This window comes from Leptospira limi (assembly GCF_026151395.1).
In the GTDB taxonomy this organism is placed as follows: Bacteria; Spirochaetota; Leptospiria; order Leptospirales; family Leptospiraceae; genus Leptospira_A; species Leptospira_A limi.
Window position 1 is genome coordinate 1,673,822 of sequence record NZ_JAMQPV010000001.1, and the last position, 21,197, is coordinate 1,695,018.

21 protein-coding genes are annotated in these 21,197 nt (G+C 39.4%); 14 read left to right on the top strand and 7 right to left on the bottom strand.

What is annotated here, in order from left to right; all coding sequences use genetic code 11:
- Positions 1-35 precede the first annotated feature (35 nt).
- The 7 genes from ND812_RS07740 to ND812_RS07770 all read left to right on the top strand — a co-directional run bounded on the left by ND812_RS07740 (position 36) and on the right by ND812_RS07770 (position 5,209).
- The gene (locus ND812_RS07740) at positions 36-1,241 is read left to right on the top strand and encodes a helix-turn-helix domain-containing protein (RefSeq protein ID WP_265374971.1); all 1,206 of its coding nucleotides are present in this window, start codon (positions 36-38) and stop codon (positions 1,239-1,241) included.
- 141 nt (positions 1,242-1,382) lie between these two features.
- Positions 1,383-2,786 carry a transcription termination factor Rho gene (rho, locus tag ND812_RS07745; protein ID WP_265374972.1) on the top strand — a complete coding sequence of 468 codons (1,404 nt, stop codon included), beginning with the start codon at positions 1,383-1,385 and terminating at the stop codon, positions 2,784-2,786.
- A gap of 10 nt (positions 2,787-2,796) precedes the next feature.
- Positions 2,797-2,997, top strand: a complete 201-nt coding sequence (rpmE, locus tag ND812_RS07750; RefSeq protein WP_265374973.1) for a 50S ribosomal protein L31 — start codon at positions 2,797-2,799, stop codon at positions 2,995-2,997.
- A 47-nt stretch (positions 2,998-3,044) separates the two neighbouring features.
- Positions 3,045-3,839 carry an iron-sulfur cluster assembly scaffold protein gene (locus ND812_RS07755; RefSeq protein ID WP_265374974.1) on the top strand — a complete coding sequence of 265 codons (795 nt, stop codon included), beginning with the start codon at positions 3,045-3,047 and terminating at the stop codon, positions 3,837-3,839.
- Entirely contained in the window at positions 3,836-4,024 is a 189-nt protein-coding gene (locus tag ND812_RS07760; protein ID WP_108959564.1) for a hypothetical protein, read from the top strand. The genes ND812_RS07755 and ND812_RS07760 overlap by 4 nt, the downstream gene beginning before the upstream one ends.
- Positions 4,025-4,078: 54 nt before the next feature.
- Positions 4,079-4,438, top strand: coding sequence for an STAS domain-containing protein (locus ND812_RS07765; protein ID WP_100718918.1), 360 nt, complete (start codon positions 4,079-4,081; stop codon positions 4,436-4,438).
- 6 nt (positions 4,439-4,444) lie between these two features.
- Positions 4,445-5,209 (top strand): LA_1326/LA_4305 family lipoprotein, encoded by a 765-nt coding sequence (locus tag ND812_RS07770; RefSeq protein ID WP_265374975.1) that lies wholly within the window; start codon positions 4,445-4,447, stop codon positions 5,207-5,209.
- Here ND812_RS07770 and ND812_RS07775 read toward each other — a convergent pair.
- The 7 genes from ND812_RS07775 to ND812_RS07805 form a co-directional block, all read right to left on the bottom strand.
- Positions 5,198-6,880, bottom strand: coding sequence for a DUF342 domain-containing protein (locus tag ND812_RS07775; protein ID WP_265374976.1), 1,683 nt, complete (start codon positions 6,878-6,880; stop codon positions 5,198-5,200). The genes ND812_RS07770 and ND812_RS07775 overlap by 12 nt on opposite strands.
- Positions 6,881-7,948: a glycosyl transferase gene (locus ND812_RS07780; RefSeq protein ID WP_265374977.1), complete on the bottom strand. Its 1,068-nt coding sequence runs from the start codon at positions 7,946-7,948 to the stop codon at positions 6,881-6,883.
- Positions 7,945-8,778: a TrmH family RNA methyltransferase gene (locus tag ND812_RS07785; RefSeq protein WP_265374978.1), complete on the bottom strand. Its 834-nt coding sequence runs from the start codon at positions 8,776-8,778 to the stop codon at positions 7,945-7,947. The genes ND812_RS07780 and ND812_RS07785 overlap by 4 nt, the downstream gene beginning before the upstream one ends.
- A gap of 17 nt (positions 8,779-8,795) precedes the next feature.
- Positions 8,796-9,632: a class I SAM-dependent methyltransferase gene (locus ND812_RS07790; protein WP_135591292.1), complete on the bottom strand. Its 837-nt coding sequence runs from the start codon at positions 9,630-9,632 to the stop codon at positions 8,796-8,798.
- Positions 9,629-11,590, bottom strand: a complete 1,962-nt coding sequence (locus ND812_RS07795; RefSeq protein ID WP_265374979.1) for a SpoIIE family protein phosphatase — start codon at positions 11,588-11,590, stop codon at positions 9,629-9,631. The genes ND812_RS07790 and ND812_RS07795 overlap by 4 nt, the downstream gene beginning before the upstream one ends.
- A 16-nt stretch (positions 11,591-11,606) precedes the next feature.
- Complete coding sequence (locus tag ND812_RS07800; RefSeq protein WP_265374980.1) at positions 11,607-12,896, bottom strand: citrate synthase; 1,290 nt, start codon at positions 12,894-12,896, stop codon at positions 11,607-11,609.
- Between the two features lie 68 nt (positions 12,897-12,964).
- On the bottom strand, positions 12,965-15,232 hold the full coding sequence (locus ND812_RS07805) for a lytic transglycosylase domain-containing protein (RefSeq protein ID WP_265374981.1): 2,268 nt from the start codon (positions 15,230-15,232) through the stop codon (positions 12,965-12,967).
- Positions 15,233-15,280: 48 nt separating this feature from the next.
- Between ND812_RS07805 and ND812_RS07810 the strand changes: the two genes are divergently transcribed.
- The 7 genes from ND812_RS07810 to ND812_RS07840 all read left to right on the top strand — a co-directional run bounded on the left by ND812_RS07810 (position 15,281) and on the right by ND812_RS07840 (position 21,030).
- Complete coding sequence (locus tag ND812_RS07810; protein ID WP_265374982.1) at positions 15,281-16,480, top strand: LBF_1011 family protein; 1,200 nt, start codon at positions 15,281-15,283, stop codon at positions 16,478-16,480.
- Positions 16,481-17,254, top strand: a complete 774-nt coding sequence (locus tag ND812_RS07815; protein ID WP_108959555.1) for a hypothetical protein — start codon at positions 16,481-16,483, stop codon at positions 17,252-17,254.
- A 68-nt stretch (positions 17,255-17,322) separates the two neighbouring features.
- Positions 17,323-17,763 carry a bactofilin family protein gene (locus tag ND812_RS07820; protein ID WP_002973191.1) on the top strand — a complete coding sequence of 147 codons (441 nt, stop codon included), beginning with the start codon at positions 17,323-17,325 and terminating at the stop codon, positions 17,761-17,763.
- A complete protein-coding gene (locus ND812_RS07825) occupies positions 17,764-18,693 on the top strand; it encodes a PdxA family dehydrogenase (protein WP_265374983.1) in 930 nt (309 codons plus the stop codon).
- Positions 18,694-18,700: 7 nt separating this feature from the next.
- The gene (locus ND812_RS07830; protein ID WP_265374984.1) at positions 18,701-19,123 is read left to right on the top strand and encodes a hypothetical protein; all 423 of its coding nucleotides are present in this window, start codon (positions 18,701-18,703) and stop codon (positions 19,121-19,123) included.
- A 15-nt stretch (positions 19,124-19,138) separates the two neighbouring features.
- Positions 19,139-20,260 carry a DegT/DnrJ/EryC1/StrS aminotransferase family protein gene (locus tag ND812_RS07835; RefSeq protein ID WP_265374985.1) on the top strand — a complete coding sequence of 374 codons (1,122 nt, stop codon included), beginning with the start codon at positions 19,139-19,141 and terminating at the stop codon, positions 20,258-20,260.
- Entirely contained in the window at positions 20,260-21,030 is a 771-nt protein-coding gene (locus ND812_RS07840) for a hypothetical protein (RefSeq protein ID WP_265374986.1), read from the top strand. Before ND812_RS07835 ends, ND812_RS07840 begins: the two co-directional genes overlap by 1 nt.
- Positions 21,031-21,197: the final 167 nt, after the last annotated feature.

The window sequence follows — 21,197 nt, forward strand, 5'->3', positions numbered from 1 at the left end:
TTCATTCACACTAATTTTCAAAGAATGACTGCTTAGTGAAGTTTGAATCACTCTATCGTCATTTTTTGCTCACAAGAGCCACTCACATTCCCGTTGTAAACGAGAAGGGGGAACTTGTTGGATTACTTTCCAAAGAGAGAGTCCATCGTGAGTTGTCTGACCTCGGGAAAGAAAGAGAAGATCTGGACAAAATTCCTTTAGAGATCTTGGAAACAGAACTGAACGAATCCATTCTATTATATTTTAAAGAAACTTCTCTCATTCCCGTGATTGGCATAGATGGTGATAAAAAAGACAATTGGGACAAACCAAGGTTCCTTGCAGCTTTCACCAAACTAGAATCCAAACAAGTCCGAGATCCAAAACTGGATGGTATCGAATCCAAACTCGAGAAAAAAAAAGAAAACGTGGATTCCGTCCAGTGGTTTATGGAACTCATCCTTTCCCATTTTCCTGATGGCCTTTTTGCAACTGACGTAACAGGTGGAACTATTTTTTATAATGAAAGTTTCGAAAGGGATATTCTCACAAAATCATTGTTTGATGACTCGATAGAAACTGCCGAGAAGTATTTACATAATTTAAATAGAGAAGTCCTCGCATCTTACCTAAAAGAACATGATTTGAGTATGGGGAAAGAAGCAGATACAAATGTCCTAACAACCATGTTACCAGACTTACAATCCCAAGTAAGGATCATCACTTTAAAAAAAGAGAAAAAGTTAGTGGGGTTTTTATACCATTTTGTTTCAAGTAGTGTTGGTTTTGGGGCTGGAAAAACAAAATCGGAATTCCCTGATTTGGACATGGCTTTTTTTTCGAAACTCCCTCTGGAAACTGTCCTTGCGGAAATGGAAGCCCACTACATCCACAAATCCTTACAAAGGAATTCGCAAAATATATCCCATGCTGCAAGTGAACTCGGTATTCCGCGTACAACCTTGCAAAATAGAATTCGATTTTTAAATTTATCGGAACGTTTCCAAAACAATAAAAAGGAACGAGTGGTCATTCCGAGAAAACGATCCGAAAAACAACTGGATTCGGAAAAACAGTCCTCTTCCCAACCCAAAGTTTCGCAAAAAAAACAAAGTCTCCCTAAGAAAAAACAAAATCCAAACTCAACCAAAAAAGGAAAATCAGAGAAACGAACCACTTCTCTTCCGAAAAAACAAGGAAATGGGAAACAAAGGACCAAAACGAAGGCAAAACCAACACAAAAGGCAAAAAAAAGACGTTGACGAAAATGGTGCAGAAACGATTTTTTCATTACCGTTTGAGAAAACACCTCCGCACTTCGCTGTTTCACTTGCATACATAACTTGCACAAATGGTTTCCCGAATTTTATCAAATACTCTAACAAATCAATGTAGAACAATCTATGGCATCACGCAAACAAGAAGAAATCCAAGTTAATCCCCCCGAAGAACCAACTGAATATACGAATGGCATCATGGACCAAGACGATGCTTCTGAACCACCGAAACAATTTAAGAAAAAAAAGAGCCGGTATGAAGGACCAATTCCTCCTCCTCTTGATCTAGTTGAACTTAAGAAAAAAAATATCAATGAACTTGCTGACCTTGCAAAAGGTTTGGGAGTAGAAAACACTCATGGTTTAAAAAAACAAAACTTGATGTTTGCTCTCCTCCAAGCACAAACCGAAAAAGATGGACAAGTGCATGCAGCAGGAGTAATGGAAAGATTACCTGATGGGTATGGTTTCTTACGTTCACCTGACTACAATTATGTGCCAGGTCCGGATGATATTTATGTGTCTCCTTCTCAAATTAAATTATTTGGTCTTCGAACGGGAGATACTGTAACAGGCCTTATTCGTCCACCAAAAGAAGCGGAAAGATTTTTTGCGATGTTACGAGTGGAATCAATCAATGGTTTCCCTGTTGAAGTTGCACAAAAACGAAATTTATTTGATAACTTAACACCGCTTTACCCTGACGAAAGGATCAATATGGAATTTGACCCTAGTCATTTGGATACACGTGTGATCGATCTTATGTGTCCAATCGGAAAGGGACAAAGAGCTCTTATCGTGGCTCCTCCAAGAACGGGTAAAACAGTTCTCATGCAATCCATTGCCAATGCGATTACTCGTAACCACCCAGAAATTTTTCTAATCGTTTTACTCATTGATGAACGTCCAGAAGAAGTAACTGACATGGCTCGCCATGTGAAAGGTGAAGTTGTGAGTTCTACTTTTGACGAACCAGCACAACGCCACGTCCAAGTGGCCGAGATGGTCATCGAAAAAGCGAAACGACTTGTGGAACATGGAAAGGATGTGGTTATCCTTCTTGACTCGATCACAAGACTTGCTCGTGCTTACAACCAAGTGGTGCCTACATCGGGAAAAATCCTTTCCGGTGGTGTGGACTCAAACGCCCTACACAAACCAAAACGTTTTTTTGGTGCAGCAAGGAATATTGAAGAAGGTGGGTCACTCACCATTATCGCAACCGCCCTCATTGACACGGGTTCTCGAATGGACGAAGTGATTTTTGAGGAATTTAAGGGAACGGGAAATATGGAAATCCATTTGGACCGAAAACTCGCTGACAAACGAATTTTCCCTGCCATCGATATCAACCGCTCAGGAACGAGGAAGGAAGAACTCCTCCTACCGCAAGACACCCTTACTCGTGTCTTTATCCTCCGAAAAGTACTTTCTCCTATGAGTATCACCGAAAGTATGGAACTATTGATTGAAAAAATGCGTGGTGCGAAGACAAACGACCAATTCCTCGCCAGCATGAATACGAACTAAAAGGGCCACCATGAAAACTGACATCCATCCAAAATACGTTGCTGCCAAAATTAAATGTGCTTGTGGTAATGTGATTGAAACACGTTCCACTGCAGGGGACATCAGTGTGGAAATTTGTTCCAACTGCCACCCGTTCTTCACAGGAAAATCAAAACTTGTGGATACAACAGGCCGCGTAGACAAATTCAAGAAAAAATACAAAATGAAGTAAGAGGCATTTGCCTCACTACCGTCTAAATAATAACGGGGGAACAACTCATGGCAGTAATGGACTTTGCTCGCTACAAAGAAATCAACGACCAAAGGATGAATTACCGTGAGATGGAAGACGCAACTGTCGTCTCCTATTACCGCAACACAGGTTGCGGAGACGGTTATCGCATCTATCTTAAGTTAAACGATAACCAAGTTGTGGAAGACGCAAGTTATACCACAACAGGCTGTGGGTTTGGGATTGTGGCACTTGCCATGGCAACAGAATATGCCAAAGGCAAATCCATTTCTGAATTAAAATCCCTAACTCAAGAAACACTCGAAACATTATTTGAGTTCCCAGAACGTAGGAAAAACTACCCAGAATCAGCTGTAGCTGCTCTCAAAAAAGCGGTAGAAGATTATGAATCAGGGCAAGGTGTTCCGAAAGAAAATCGAATCACTAAAGCACAAACCATGGAACTCCTCCACAAACAAGGCCACCTAAGGGAAGCTAAGTTATCCAGTGTGATGTTAGAAAAAGAAAAATTGGACGGTGTCGATTTTTCAGGTGCTGACTTACACAATGCTTTTTTACAAAACTCTAGTTTTGTGGGAGCGAACTTCCAAGGTGCGAACCTCAAGGCTTCTTTTTTTAACGGAGCTGATTTGCGTAATGCCAATTTTCGTGGTGCTGACCTAAGGTTTGCAAAATTAGCCTCGGCCAAAATAGACGGAGCTGATTTTACGGATGCCATTTATGATATTGGAACCCGTGTGGACCATAGCCAAATGTATATTTTTGATGTGATGAAAAAAGCTGGGAAAGATCTCTATTTAAAAACTGGGGAAGGGGAATGAAACCCGGCGATAAGGCTAAACTCACAAAACAAACCTTCCTCCATAAAGGGATTTTTATTTTTACTGGTTCCACTGTCGAAATCAAAGAGATCCAAAATGAGAAGGCGATCGTCGTTTATAACGACAAAGAAGGATACCCTCACGATTTAGAGATGAATCTAGCTGATTTGGCGCCAGTTTCCTAAGTCCGATTTTCTTGACACAAAAGAAGAGAATCGTAACGTATTGTTAATCCAAGTATGTTGATTCAAAGCCACCGTCAGGAAAACCACCTGTTACTCTCTATCCAAAGGGATGTCCTGATGGAAAATTCACGCGAGTTTTACCAAGAATTTGAGAAAGCAATTGAAGGTTCCAATTTTGGGAAACTCACAATGGACTTTCATTTGGTGAAATTTTTGGACTCGAGTGGGATCGGAGCGGTGATCAAAGCATCCTCTGCACTCCACAACCGTGGTGTGGAAATTTTTGTGACCAATCTCAATAAAAATCTAAATTCTGTTTTTCGTTTGTCTGGGCTCAACCATATCCTTTCGATTTTGACTTTGGATGAATACCTTTCCAAATTCCCAGAGTTCCAACAAACTCTAGAGGCTTAAACCTATATGAAATCCTTCCGACTCCTTCTGCCGTTTTTTCTTTTGATCGTTTTTTTACAATCATGCGCCTCTGGTGTTAAATCGAGGTCCTTACTCTTCCGAAGTAATGAGTTTGCGATTTATGCAGTCGCCAGGGACAAAATCAATTTAAAACAAGAAACTTCAGTTGCCAAAAGCTTTGCTCATCCAGTTGAACTTACGGAAGATAAAATTTTGGACCTACTTGGCAATATTCGATTCCGAGAAGAGAGTTCGTATGGCGATGTGAACCAATACATCTTTGAAGAAAAAGAAATCAAAGAATTTGCTCTCGATTTAGTGGATGGATTACAAAAATTAAAACCAGACCAACTATTACTTGTTATCTCAAAATACAACGCAGTGAAATCTGTGGTCTCTCATTACTCTCGAACTGCTTTTTATATTTGGTCAACTGACACATCGATTGAGATTTTATTTGGCGAATTACAAAAAGAAATCTCTTATGATGAACAAGGGAATTATTTTGATTGGTCAAACATCCCTGATATCCCTTTCGATCATTTCCCACAATCCACTTATGTTTTACAAGGTCAGGGTTTTAGTTTCAAAAAGGTAGGTGGATTTCGTAACCGCCACTGGCTTGTGTTTGATAAAACTGACTTAGCAAAATTGAAATTTGAAAAACGAAAAAAAAATTCAAATGAAATTTCAAACTCAGTGGATGCTGATATGAAAGCAGAGAAAAAAATATCTCGCGATGAAGAAGATGGCGTATTATTAGAAGAGTAAATCTTCTTCTTTTCGGATCACATTTCGTTCTGTTTGGATGGAACCATCGGTTCCTAAATAAAATTTCGTTTTTCCGACAAGAGAACTCATTCCCATCCTATAATTTTTCCCAGCACCAAAGCTTAAATCCACACCCGGGTAAACTTCCCTTTCGACTTCCACAAAGGCATCTGGATTTGGTTCGTAGGATCCAAGTGCAGTTTCAAACTGTTTGATTTGGGTTTCTAAAACTTTTGTAAATTTGTCATTGGCATCTTTTAATTTGGTGATGGTGTCTTTTTCTTCTTGGATCAGTTCTTTTTTTTGGCTTTTTTCCACAAGTTTTGTGAGTGTGAGTTGGACTTTATGAAGGGTGATTTCTTTTTCCGAAATTTCTTTCTTCATTCGGTTGAGCTCATCTAAGAGTTCTGGTGGTGTTCCGATAGCAACCTTAGTTTTTGTTTCTACTACGGCACCGAGTTTCGCACATGTGAGTGAATTTCCGGCAATGATGGTTCCTCCAATCACTTCCCCACGACCACCGATCACACGGATAAAATCCTTTGCTGAAATTTCCGAGTGCATCACTGCTTCTTCGACAAAGATTGAACCTTGGGCTGTGAGTTTTCCTTGTTCTACAAATTTAGCGTAAATATTCCCTTCCGATTCGATGTAACCTTCTCCTCGGCCCATAAAACCACCAGAAAGGACAATGTCACCTTTGGCTTTGAGAAAAGCTTTTCCAACAGAGTTACGAATGATGATACTGCCACTGGTTGTGAGGCTAAATCCATCTCCAATTTTTTCTTCCACAATGATGGTACCAGGAAAATCAATATTCCCAGTTGAGTAATCCACGGCTTCTAATTGGATCACTTCATCTACTTTGATTTCCCATGCCGCAGAAAGAACGGGACGACCTGCAATTTTAGCGTACAGTTTGTCCTCTTTTAGCTCTACATTCGGTCCAAGGATCCATTCGACAATTTTTTCTTCTTGGTAAGGGAGGATAGTGCCTGTAACCGTTTTACCAAACTCACCTTTTTTAGGTGGGATTTTTTCAGCAATTAAGTCACCCGGTTTTACTGATTGGATGACACCAATATTTTTATAATTGATCCTTCCATGTTCATCTTCTTCTAACTGTGGTTTGTTGTCAGATCGGAAGTAAATTTTGATCTCACCATCTTTTCCAGGGATAGGTTGTACACCCTTTGCAATGACATAAGGTATAAAAAATTCAGGATTTTTGATTTGGTTTTGGATGACAGAATCGATGATCCCAACTGAAATTCCGACGGCTGCGATTTGTTCCCTCAATTGGTATTCGGTGAGGAGTGGCCCACCATGTTTTGGAGGGTGGAGGACCATTTTTGCTTCCATACCATCATCGGAAACACTGATGTCTGCATAGGAGGGAACTGGATCCCCTTTGGACCATGTTCCAATTTCCACAGGTTTTCCATCGGCAAGTACTACGATTTTTTTTAATTGTTCGGTTTGGTAACCTTCAACTCCAAAAAGTTGAACACGAGCAAGGACATCTTTGTATTCTACTTTTTTGCCTTTTGCACCAGGTTTGGTGATTTTTAAAATGGCTTTTCCATTGGAATTTTCGATTTGAAAATAACCATTTTCGGATGCTTCCAAATCTTGTAAGATTCGATCGGTATAAGAGTCAGGGCCTGGCATTTATGTATATTCTAACAAATGACGAACCACATCTTCTTCACCATTTGTTTTTAGTTCCGATTTGGGAGTCATTCCATCCACTGTTCTCATGTATGCCAGGGTTTCTTCAAATTCACAAGAAATAATTTTTTCTAAAGGCAAATAGGCAGATTGAAAATACAAATCAAGTGCACCAACGAGATAAAGGTATTCGCTGAAGTCTCCACGATCTGTATAAAGAATTGGCGTTTTTGCATAATAACATTCTGCTAAAATTCCATACCCAGGTTTTGTACAAACAAAATCAGAAGCTGCCACCAAATCCGGGTAATGTGAGACTTCTGGTACCAAAATTCCATCAGATTGAATGCCAGGAACTCCAAATGCAACAAGTTGGATATGTTTAGGCAAAAAATCGGTATGTAACCTATGTCCTTCTAATCCATAAGCTCCAAAGGAAAGGAGGATATAAGTGATTTCATCTCGGAACCCAAATTGTTTACGAGCTATCTCCTTTGGTAGGGTTGGTTTTCTCCCAACAAGGCCGATATTCGTTCGTTCTAAAAAATTAGGCATAGGGCATTGGAAAGGTAAAACCAGAGCTTCTGTCACAAACCCATATTCCACTTCCAGATGGTCGCTCAAATTTCCGAAGTAAGAATCGGATTTTGCATAATTACGGTAAATAAAATCCCAAGTAAAATTTCCAATGAAGATACTGGGAATCCCTGTTTCCAATGCGATTGTAATTGGGAAGGATGAACTATCGGTTAGGATCAGAGAGATTTTTTGATCTTTACAGTATTTGGTCTCTTCCTTTAATAAAATCGATTTGGATTTTTCAAATTGGATCAGTTCCTCTTTTGTAGTTTCAATGTCTATGGAAAGTGAATCTTTTTGTGAGATACCTACATCTAATTTGAGAGAGCGTAGTTTTAATTTGGGATGTTCATAGTCGATAAAACCGATACGGGTGCTTATTAAATGGATTTCTTCAATGAAAACTTCGTTTAATAAACGTTTAATGATGTTTCCCGAACGACTGATATGTCCGAACCCATGGCCTGAAATATAATAATACAGTTTCATTTGGATCTTTGGCGGATGGATTCGTATAAAACAATTCCACAAGACATAGCTAAATTGAGGGAATCCGCTTCACCGAGCATTGGAAGATATAATGTTTTATCTGCGAGTTCCTTGGCAATCGGACTCAGTCCATACTGTTCACTCCCAAATAAAAAAACAGATTTCTCCTTCATATCCACAGAACTGTACAAGGTTTTCCCTTCTGGTGTGACCGCATACCGTTTGTATCCTTTGTTATGAAATTCAGACAATACTTCCTGTATGTCTCCAATGTATACGGGGAGTGTGAAAATAGTTCCAGTACTTGCTCGGACTACATTGGGATTAAATAGATCAATCCTTGGGTCTGTGACAATCACAAGCCCTACACCCGCACCTTCTGCAGTCCGAAGAATGGTGCCAAGATTCCCTGGTTTTTCAACACCTTCGATGATGAGGATGGGATTGGTTTGGATGGTTTTGATTTGTTCCCATGGAACATTTGCATTTGGCGTGTCTGCAACGGCAATGAGACCATCAGGCCGATCCCGATAGGATATCTTTTCAAAAATTTTTCTAGGTAATTCGTAAATCGGACATCGAAGCGAAGAAATGAGTTCTTCCTCATTTTCTCCTAAAAAACATTCGGGAGAAACGAATACACTCGTAATCTTTGCCGTTAAACAAGGGATAGGTGATTTTTGATTCCCTGTGATGGCTTTTTTGATTTCTCTGTAACCTTCGATGAAAAATTTTTTCTCTTCATCTCGGTTTCTTTTTTCTTTTAGACCACTGACCCATTTGACTTTTGGGTTTGAGAAACTTGTGATGGAGGATCGTTGTTGTTTCATAGAAGGCAAAGTGGCACTTATGATTTTTTAAAAAATGTGCAAAAACCAGCAGGGTATTTTTTCCCTGAAGTTTCGGGGATATAAAGTTCAGTTGTTTCGTAATTCCCTTTGGTTTTGATCCGAGAAGAAAGAATTCGTTCCAAGGTAAGTGGACTAAAACCTTGGCTATGGCAACTCAGGATGACAAATTCTGGTTTGGAGTCAGAGAGTTCCATCAGCGCATCCATTAGCTCTGATAAATTTTCTTCAATTTTCCAAACTTCACCTTTCGAACCACGACCAAAACTTGGTGGGTCAAGGATGAGGCCTTGGTATTTTTTCCCACGTTTGATTTCACGGCGGATGAACTTCATCACATCATCTACGATCCAACGTACTGGTTTGGAATCGAGCCCGGAAAGTTTTGCATTTTCCCTTGCCCAGTCCACCATTCCTTTCGATGCATCCACATGGCAAACACTCATACCTGCATCAAGGCAAGCCAGTGTGGATCCACCAGAATAGGCGAATAAATTTAATACTTCGAGGCCTTGCTTTTTTTTGCCAATCTCACGGATTCGGTTCCAATTGGTTTCCTGCTCTGGGAAGAGACCAATATGACCAAAGGGAGTGAGTTTGATTTTGAACGTTAAATTCGAAAATTCAATGGTGAAACTTTCGGGAACTTTTTTTTGGAAATTCCAATGCCCAGAGCCAGAATCATTTTTGATATAAGTAGCATGTAAGTCTTTCCAGATCCCAGGAGTTTCTTTGCCATAGGCGGAAGTAGGGGAGGAACGTTGCAGTTTGTAACCACCCACAATTTCTAATTTGGATAGGTCACCAGAATCCAATAATTCGTAACTTTTTGTCATACCAATTCCAGAAAAATAAAGGTTAGGTCGTCCTCCCAGTCTTTTATTTCTCGATTTGAAAATGACTCCAACTCTTGGATGAGTTTTCCCTTAAACAAATGGTTTGGAAGTTCACGGTTGGTTTTTAAAAAATCGATAAGGCCTGCATCACCGAACATGTTACCTTTGGCATCAAAACATTCTAAAACCCCATCACTCAAAAGTAAAATGCGGTCTTTCGGGAAAACGGGATATGTGATTTCATCAATTTGGATTTCAGGGAACACACCGATAATTTTCCCTTTGGGATGGACTTTGATGATTTCTCCACTTGCCCTTTGTAAAAAAGCACTCGGGTGGCCAGCACGTCCAAACCTCCACACATTTGTAGAACTATTTAAATACAAATAGGAAGCAGTGACATATTGAGGAGAACAGTTTCCGTATAAAACTCGATTCATTCCTTCTAACACTTGTTTTGGGGATGAAATTGAATCTTTTTGTGTTGTAAATGCAACTTTACCCATTGCTGAAATGAGAGAAGCAGGAATTCCATGACCAGATACATCACATAAAACTATTCCTAGTTCATATGGATTGGGAGAGTGGTATTCATAAAAATCCCCACCAACATCTTTCATCGGTTGGATGTAAATTTGGATTTGTAATCCTTTGACATCTGGATTTGTTTTGGGTAGGGATTGCATGAGAATGTCACGAGAAATTTTCCTTTCCCTTCTAAGGCTTGTGACTTGTGCAAGTGCCAAATCTTTTTCTTGGCGGAGTAATTGGATTCGATCTGCCAAAGCAAACGCAAATAAGGTGATATCAGCAAGGGATGCAATGGGAAATAACATCTCTTCTAAAAATGAATTACTTGGTAAAATTCCAAACTTGAGTAAACCATATACAATACATGTTAAGAGTAATAAAAAAAATGCGATCGAGATATAATAAAAAGACCTGATTCGTTTTTTTAATCCCCAAACCAACATACCAAATAAAGTAATACAAATACTAACTGATAACCAACTCACACCAATTGATGCTTCCGCGATTCCGCCAAACAATGCGATGCAAACATTAAATAAGGAGAAGGCACCTAAAAGTTGATACAACCTTGTTGTCCTAGGTAATCGTGCTTTGATTTTTAAAAAATTAGCTGTGAATAATACGAAGAAAAAAAGGCAAATACTAAAAAATACAGGGATTCCAACTCGTTTCCAATAATAAGAATTTGGTACAAAAAAGTAACCCCAAAATCCAAGGAGGGATAATTGACCGAGTCCAAAAAAGAAAACATATCCTATATAAAAAAAATAACTTTTGTCTCTGACAAAAAATGCGATCGCTAAATTGTATAAAATGATGATCCCTAAACTTCCAAAAAATAATCCATATACCCATTGGGTAAAATAATCTTCTCTTTGAAGGTTCCTTTGGTTTGTGAAAACAATCGAAAATTGTAAGGAAATATCGGATTTAATCTCTATCAGTATTGTTTCTTTTTGGTGTCCCAAACGAAACACAAAATTCCTATGTGGGATTTCTCTTTGGAACATAGGTTGTATATGCCCAGATTTAGAAACAATGAAACTGTCTCCGTCATGTTTATGATACAATTCCACCAAATCAATATTATGTGCCTGGATTAATAGAAGAGGAAATTTTGTTGGATCGGGAAATTTTTCTGGATCAAGTCGTAACCATAAAGTCCCTTTTAAAAATCCAAAATTGACAAATTCATCTTGGACTTGTTTGAACTTTCCCTCTTTTAATACGGAGTCGACTCCCGTATTCGATTTGGTATCGACCCAATAACTAAATTCCTTTGTTGCAATGTATCTTTCTCCAATATCATCCTTATCCGTGGAATAAACAGGAACGCTGAGAAAGAAAAAAACTTGGAATAGGAAAGTAATTTTGAAAAAGAATGGCTTCAATGGTAGGTAGGGACAAGGGAAAACTCCCTTGTCCATTTTTGTTTGTATCGTCTTACGCTTGTTTTTTTGCTGCTTCGTAAGAAATTTCTTTTGGACCAGTATAAATTTGTCTTGGACGACCAATTTTTAAGTTCGGGTCTTCAATCATCTCTTTCCATTGTGCAATCCAACCAGGTAATCTTCCCATAGCAAACATCACAGTGAACATGTTAGTTGGAATTCCGAGCGCTCGGTAAATGATACCAGAGTAGAAGTCTACGTTTGGATATAGTTTTCTTTCTACAAAGTATGGATCATTGAGAGCTGCTTCTTCTAATTCTTTTGCGATGTCAAGGAGTGGGTCTTTGATTCCGAGTTTGTTTAACACTTTGTCACAAGCAACTTTGATGATTTTGGCACGTGGGTCAAAGTTTTTGTAAACACGGTGTCCAAATCCATTCAATCGGAAACTTGAGTTTTTGTCCTTGGCTTGTTCTACGATTTTTTTCACAGACAAACCACTTTTTTTAATCCCTTCTAACATCTCCAAAACTTCTTGGTTGGCTCCACCATGGCGAGGCCCCCACAGTGCAAGGATCCCTGCAGAAATGGCACCATACAAGTTAGCAAGTGATGACCCTACAAGACGCACAGTAGAAGTAGAACAGTTTTGTTCGTGGTCTGCATGAAGGATGAGGAGTAAGTTGAGTGCGGAAACAATCTCTGGATCGATGTGATAGTCTTCTGCAGGAACAGCAAACATCATATTGAGAAAGTTAGACGCATAATCCAATTCGTTTAATGGATGGATGATAGGTTGGCCAATCGACTTTTTATACGCATACGCCGCGATGGTTGGGAATTTTGCAAGTAGGCGAATGATGGAAATTTCTCTGTGTTCCTCATTCATTGGATCATAACTATCTTGGTAGTAAGTAGACAAACAACCCATCATACAAGACATGATCGCCATCGGGTGTCCATCTTTTGGAAACCCATTGAAGAGACGTTTCAGATCTTCATGGATCATTGTGTGTTTGGTAATTGAACTATTCCATTCTTTGAGTCTTGCATCATTTGGAAGTTTTCCATAGATGAGTAAGTGAGCAACTTCTGTAAATGTTGACTTTGCTGCTAAATCTTCGATGGGAATTCCACGGTATCTTAAAATTCCTTTTTCCCCATCCAGAAAGGTGATTTCACTTGTACATGCACCTGTATTTAAATAACCGGAATCAATCGTAACATAACCGGACAATTGGCGGAGTTTTGTAATATCAATTGCCTTCTCGTCTTCACTTCCCGCAACAATCGGAAGTTCGTACTCTTTTCCATCCACTTTCAGAATAGCCTTTTCGGACATATCTTCTCCTGTATATCTCTGTCTATTTCAAAGAATAGACAGGGGAAAGGGAGGGGAAAAGCCATTTTTTACAACTTGTGGTATTTTTTCATGATATCGTATGCGTAGTAATTCGAGACCACAATGCGACAATAGTCCCTTGATTCTTTGTAAGGTAAGTCTTCCAGAAAGTGATTAAAATCGCCAGAGTAGACAGATTTTTTCCATTTTCGTAAATTCCCTGGACCACCGTTGTAAGCAATGGATGCCCATTTTAATTCATTCCCATTCGATTTGAGTAAATAAGCTAAAAATTTTGTTCCCAACCGAATGGAAGTTTCTGGTTCGTAGAGCGAGTAAGACGAAATTCCCATCCTATGTGCCAATTCTCGTCCTGTGGCTGGCATGATTTGCATGAGACCACGAGCATTTGACCTAGATGTTGCAGTCTCTTTGAAAAATGATTCTTGGCGCATAAGAGCGTAAACATTGTCTTCCGAGATTCCGTTTTCATTCGCGTACTTCGAAACTAAATTTTGGTGAGGCCTTGGGTACATCCGAACGGAAAGGGAAGTGGGAAGTAAAATCGGATCGTCGGGGATGAGGTAACGTTTGAGTAAAGACCGTGTATGAAATGCCGAATAATAAGTGTTACGCGTAAGGTCTCCGATCCCCACTAAAATTTCATCTTTTTCATCTTCCGATAAATTTTCCCTTTTCACATGGAAGTTGACTAAATGTAGACCCAAACTATCTTCTCCCACACGAAAGTATTCTTTGGCTAAGTTCAAAAGTTTGTGGCCTTGGATCCTTGAACTCATGCCCCCAAGTTTGTTTCCGAGTTCATAAGAGTCTTTCGGATACACAAAACCTAAATTACGGCCAATGAGAGCACTCGATTCTTCAGGAATACCAGCTGTGTAAGATAGATATTCAAACAAATACTCTTTATTGTAAGTTGGATTTTCTGGTTTATTTGATTCTTTGATGGTAGATAAAAACTCTTCTCGGATGACCCGAGTGTAATAAGAACCTGGGCAAAGTGCATAGTATCGTTTTAATTCTTTTTTGAATCGTTCCGTTTCCCCATTTTCCTTTAAGGAACGTAAATACCAATACACAAGCCTTCCTTTGACAGGTAAGTTTGGAATCTCAGCGAGAGCCCTTTCAAATTTGGCAAGAGGTGCATATTGTGATTTTTCACCCTTACGATCCACTAAGTATTCGATGAGTCGGTCTTGGTAAAATAAATTAAAAGGGTATTTTCCTAAGTATAAAATCAGGTTTTCAAAATAGAGTTCCTTGTCACCTAATCTGTCGTAGGAAGCAGCGAGCACACGGTAATACCCAGCATCTTTTCCTGGAAAGGTTTTTAAAAGTTCGATGGCTTGTTGGAATTTGTTTTGTTGGTAGAAAGTGTCGGCAAGTGCGACTATCCAAGACGAATCCATATCCACAAAGGATTTATTGGCGCGTAAAACTCGAAATAGTTCATTTGTTTTTCCTACCTTGGTCAGGACAGATGTTAGGTGTTTGAACCCTTCGTAATAATTCAGTCGGCTTGAAAAAAGTTCAGGCCTGGAACGAAACAAAGCTTCTTTGTCATTTGAATTGATAGCAGGTAAAAATAAAGTGAGCTCTGATGGACTCAATTGTAAAATACTACCACTCCCTTTGTATTTACTCCAATCGGATGCGATCATTTGCACGGTTTGGTCTTGGAGTCCTTCTTTTTGTAAACAACCAAGCCATTCTTCTGTAGCACCTTTTTCATCTCCTAAAATCAGTTTTGCTTTTCCGTATCGATACAAACTATCACCCGTTAGAAGGTAACGTTTTTGGGAATCTTGGATGGATTGGACTTTTTCTGTGATTTCTTTCCATTGGTTGTTCGATGCAAGTAATCGGATTTGTTCATCCAATACTTTTCGACAAATCGGATCTTCTTCCATATTGAGCCGATTCAAAAACTGAATCCGTTCCATTGGAGTTAAAAAGTTTTTTGCTGTGATCTCATTGTACAATTTCCAATAACTCAATTTGAAAAGAGTGGTTTGGAAAGGCATGGATTGAGTGAGAATCTTCCTTACTTCTTCTTCATTTGCATCGGTGACAAAAACACCTCGGATGAGAGATAACAAATACCGAAACCGTTTCTCCTTGTCTCCGTTAGGTGATTTTTCATGGAATTCAATGAGAGTGTATACTTCACTTTCCCTGGATGGAGATGTATTTCTGAAATGAGATTCAATTTCCCCCCATTGGTGGGACTTGATTAGATACTGAAGGTCTGTTTCGGCAAGTAATGATGTTGTGAAAAAGAGAAGAATTCTACTTGCTAACCAAAAATGCCTCATGCATACTTCCTATGATTACGAATTTAGAGAGGGAAGGTTCCCCTCCTTATGAGCTTACAAACAGAATACAAACTGCGCTGGCCAGAATACAGAATTGAATTCCATCCAACAGAAGAAATCCCTAAAAAAGGTTCTCTTCAGGAGTTATGGCCAGACCTACGTGCCTTTTTTTCAGGCAACCAGTCTCGTTTTGCAAACTATCTCTTCTATTTATCGACCGATTTCTCTGGGGGGTTCAGCCTTTGTTCGGTTCTTTCCGAAAATGATGCGAGCTTTCGTTTCCACGATCCTGTTTTACAATCACCTACGGCTTTCCCAAAAACAAGTTTGGATCGGATTTGGAAACTCTGCCAAAACCGTGAATTTGAGGAAATGGAACGAGAGGATTGGGAACTCATTGGTTATGGGCTTTTGTATGAAGGAAATGTTCCTGAATTTCGGAAATGGGTTCTTACTACAAAAGAGTTTTTTGGGCAAACCGATGACAACCGTCGTTTTTTAACCCTTCTCGGTTGGGAATATTCTGAGGTTCCATTTGAGAACTCCGTCTTGCATATGTTAGTTGAATATGCAAAAGGCCAGTTTGAAAAAATCCATTTTCCAACTTTAGTGGATGCAGCCTTACTAGAATCCCATTGGCAACTTGTAGGTGTTTTGTTCCATGCCATTGAACTTGGATTGTTACCTGAAAAGGAATCCTTCCGTGTTTGGAAGTTTATGATTGGATTTTATGAAGAATGGGAATCTTGGGAAAAGGAAAAGTTCCAATTGGTTTCCTATGGTAAAATTCCACCTTTTTCTGCACTTCGGTATGCAAAACGTTATTTGCCTCAACCTGTTTTTTTGAAATACCAAACGGACTTAGAAACGGAACTACGTGGGGATTGGATGAGTGGTAATGAGTTTGGGTATGAACTCTCACATACAATGAACCCTTGTATTGATACTGTCGTGAGGTTTAAGAATGAAGGGGAAGAGTTTGAAAGGGAATTAATATCTGAATATAATTTAAAACCTTATTCTTATCTGATCCCATTACAACTTGCTTGTATCCAGTTTGTGAAAAAAGAATATGATCAGTTTTTAAAACTCTATCAAAAATCAGGTAGGCTCAAACACCTGCCACTGGCTCTCAATCTGTATTGGAGAGTTTTATTAGAAAAAGGGGATAATGGTTTAAGTTCTGCCATCAAACGTTCATTAGAGAATGGTCATGAGTCCATTACATTACCGGAAGGTTGGGAATAAATGCCTCTTACGCAAGAACAGATCATGGAACTCTCCAAATTGCAGAAAATGCTAAGGAATTTGGAGAAAATTGAACGTAATGCAAAAAACGATCTTCAAAAAGAACGTGTAGCCTTTGACATCGAACGTTATAGACGTCGTATGCAAGAAGTTTCACCGGATGGAATTCCAGATAACTTGGAACAAACCATGCGGAATGCGAAAACAAGAGAAGAAAATCCAGAAAACCTCAAACACAAAATTATTTCACAATACCCTGTGATGAAAATCACTCCCAATTCCAATGATAGTGAGATCAACCAAATTGGAACCCTCATCAATATTATGGATTTGGAATATATTCCTATCCTTGGGGATGCTCATATCAAATTTGATTATTCCCATGCCACAGAACGTGACTCTGTATTAAAATACATGGAGAACCTTCGTAGGAATATGAAGATCCTTGTGGAAACAATTGAGGAGTATGCGGCAGCAGACAAACAAGAGTTTCGCGAACAGCTCTCTCGGATGAAAAACAAACAATCTAGGATTTTCATTGCTGAGTCTTTTGAGACCTTGGGTAAGTTCCGTGACTTCCTTGTTGCTGTAAACAATGACATAAAAGATGGAAACAATGTCATCATGAACATGGAAGAGCCTATCAAATTCAATCCACGTTTTGAAAAGGCAACGGTTTTAGAAGGTCGTTCGATCATGGAAGGACTCCGCGAATTTGAGGAATTTGCCGAAGAAGCATGTGATTTGATTCGTCTCCCGTCGTTTCGAAAGTAAAAAAACCTTTTCATTCCTAGGGGGAACGAGGACACTGTGAAAAATCACATACACGGACTCGCAAACGCATGGCATTAGTCAAAAATCAGACCGAAGTTACCAATTCAACTATTGGTGAGAATTCTTACTTCAACGGAAAATTCTTCATCAATGGATCTCTCAAAATTGACGGTAAATTCGAGGGAAAATCCCTCCAAGCCGAACACCTCTACATCGGGGTAACAGGAAAGGTCAAAACCAATATCACAGCTGCGAGTGTGATCGTAGAAGGGATTGTGGTAGGGAACGTTACGGCAAGAAACCGTGTGATGCTCCTTCCTACCTCCAAAATCCTTGGGGACATCAAAACTCCCGAACTCATCATCCAAAATGGGGTGATCTTAGAAGGTCGTTGTATGATTTCGAATGACCTCAAACACAGTGCAAAAGACCTCATCGAATTGGAATACTCCAAAGATTCACTCAGTGTAGAAAAGATTTTTGGGAAACAACCAAACGCCAAAGAATAATTGAAAACCATCTTCATTTCGGAAGGGGACCCGACAAGTATCAATTACGAACTTCTGGGTTCTTCCTTCCCACTCTTAACATCTTTAGGAAAACACCACCGCATTTACCTCATCCGAGGGCCTCACAACCAAACCCTTTCCAAGGCCAAACAGCTCACAAAACCCGTAGACGAACCTGGATTTTATTCGATTGCCTGGGGGACGGGAAAACCCAAATCTTTTGTCCTTGGGAAACCATCCAAAACCTCAGGGAAAATGGCATATGACTCACTCCTTGCGACCATCGACTTCCAAAAACAATTTGGAGGAGATCTTATCACTCTCCCTCTTTCCAAAGAGTGGGTACAAAAAGCTGGGGTGAGGGGATTTCGTGGCCATACGGAAACTTTGGCAGAGACTTACAAACGACCAACTTTTATGATGATGTCTGGGGAAAAGCTGAATGTGATTCCCTTAACCACCCATGTCCCTTTGAAGGATGTTGTGAAAGAACTAAAAACATTCGATTGGAAAGAACTAAAGAATGCCATCCTTCGTTCTCCCTACTTAAACCAACCTACCATCGGTTACCTTGGCTTAAACCCTCATGCAGGAGAAGGTGGAAAAATTGGAACAGAAGAACTCACCATTCTAAAAACGGGAGTTGGTGTGCTCAGAAAAGCAAAATTGACAGTGGAAGGTCCACTTTCTGCTGATTCTGCATTTTTACCGGGAGCGAAGGCGTACGATTTGTATTTGGCAGGTTACCATGACCAAGGTCTCATCCCATTTAAATTGCTTGAAGGAAAGAAGGGTGTGAACATAACCTTAGGTCTGGATTTCACACGAGTGTCCCCTGACCATGGAACTGCCTTTGGCATTGCCGGAAAAAGATGTGCTGATCCCACGGGACTCATCTCCTGTTTAGAACGACTTGTGGAGACAAAATAAAACCAATATGACTCTTTTGGAAACCTTAGCTTTTCCCGTTTTATTCATTTGGTTTGTGGGACTGCTTCTCACTTTTTTCCGAAGGGACCTTGAACCACATTGGAAGTTCTTTTTCTTTCTTGTATTTTGTTTTTACCTAGTTCAATTTTTCCCTGAGTTTTGGTTTGGGGTCACTAGATGGAAGGAAAACCCCAAAGGGGAAGTGCTCCAGTGGATTTCTGCCATGGGGAATTCCATTTATGTGTTTTTGTTTTTTTTATGGCCCCTTGTTCTCATACGAATTTATTATTCCGCATCCAATAATTTAAGTAAAACCTTGATCCCAACACTTGCCTATGGGACGGTTCTGTATTGGGCATTATTTTTTCTTTGGACCTTGTATTCAAAAGAGTTCAATGAATGGCTTCATCAAATATTTGCAAATAAGTAAAGAAAAGGGCGAAAAATGGCAGTTCCATTTATAGATATCAAACGATTTGAACCAGGATTTTTGGACACCTGGAATGAAAAAGTAAAGTCCATGTCAGAAAACGCTCAGTTCATTGGTGGAAATGAAGTGACTGACTTAGAAACAAACCTTGCCACTTGGGCTGAAACCAAATATGCGATTGGTTGTGCGAATGGAACAGATGCCTTACAACTCGCGTTACGCGCTGTTGGTGTGGGTCGTGGTGATAAAGTATTATTACCAGATTCTACTTTTTGGGCAACCTTCGAAGCGGTTGTAAATGTGGGAGGGGATCCTTACACAGTGGATACAAACCCAGTGGATTTACAAATGGATTTCCAAGTGTTCCAAGAAGCGGTCGAAAAAGTAAAACCAAAGGCAGCTCTTGTTGTTCATTTATATGGATGGGGAACTGCAAAGATTGAAGAACTCCGTAAGTTCTGCAAAGAAAAAAATGTAGCCCTCATTGAAGACGGAGCACAGTGTTTTGGTGTTAAACACAATGGAAAATCTCTCTACAAAGAGGCACTGATCTCAACAACTTCCTTTTACCCTGCGAAGGTGTTAGGTGCTGCAGGTGATGGTGGTGCTGTCTTCACGAATGATGAAGAATTATCTGTTGTCACAAGACGCCTTGTAAACCACGGAAGAACTTCGCATTACGAACACGGACTTGTGGGTTGGAACTCAAGACTTGATTCGTTACAAGCAGCATTTCTCAATCTCTCACTAAAACACTTACAAAAGAGAATCGAATCACGAAAGTCTTCACAAAACATCTATTATAAGGAATTACCAGGGCTTGGGATTGGAGTGATCCAACCTCCAAAAGGGTATGATGAAAATGGATATTGTAATGTTACATTGGTGGATCCAGAAGTTCGTCCCAAAATTGAATCTGTCTTAAAAGAAAAAGGAATTGGTTTTGGAAACATCTATCCAGGTGCGATGTCAGACCAACCAGGGGCTAAACCATACCTCATCGAACGATTTGGAAACGAAGGAAATGCCCGCCGGATTTCAAAATCAGTTCTCAACTTTCCACTCTTTGCTTATATGACAAGTTCGGAAATGGATGAAGTGTTGAGTGCAATTAAGGCGTATAACGCTAGTAAATAATGGAAAAACTTCGGGTAGGAGTCTTTTTATTCTTTTTACTCATCCTTGCGGTGTTAACCTTTAGTTTGTCTAAAAGTTGGCGCCTCTATGATGGTGGTTATGAAGTGACTGTGGAAAACCCAGAGTCAAAGGAAAAAGACACCTCACCTGAACCGACTGACAGTTTAGATTTAGAAGATGGGAATGGTAAAATTTATTGGAAACAATACTTTATCTACCCACATGGACTTGTGACCGAATCAGGTGGATTTGGACCTGATGGCATATTAACACATGCGCGTAATTTATATTCAATTAGTTTAAAGGATGGAAAAATCCAAAAACTATTCCCTCATGATGTTTACATTTGGGATTTTTTTGTGGGTGAGTTTTCTAAAAAATCAGTGGCCAACACCATTGATGATCCAAAGGAAGATGTCCTACAAATTGAGAAAAAACTTTTGATCTTCGCTGTGACAGAAGATAGCAATTTGGATGGAGTCCTCAATTACAAAGACCACAAATTTGTGTATCTTTTTGATCCAGAAACAAATAAATTAGATTCTGTTTTACCACAAGGGTATCATTTTAGAAAACTTTTATTTAATTCTTTGAGAAATCACCTAACTTTGATTTTGGGAAAAAATCCTGAACCTCAACAAAAAAATGTTAGGAAAAAACTCCCCGAACCAAACATCAAACTTCATGTATATGATTATGATGTTATCACGACCAAAGGGATCTTGAGTGGTTCATTAGAGTCGCTGACAACTTCTGAACAAATTCATTAAATAAATCATTCTCTCGTAAAGCTTCGCGCACAAACATCATTTAAGTTTCCTACTAATTCAAAATAAAAAACCTCAATTTACATTGGGGTTTTCTTTTTAGTTTAGAAACAAATCAAGGGAAGTGGTTAAACCTGCAGAGTTATAACTCAAGTTGCCTGATCGTTCGG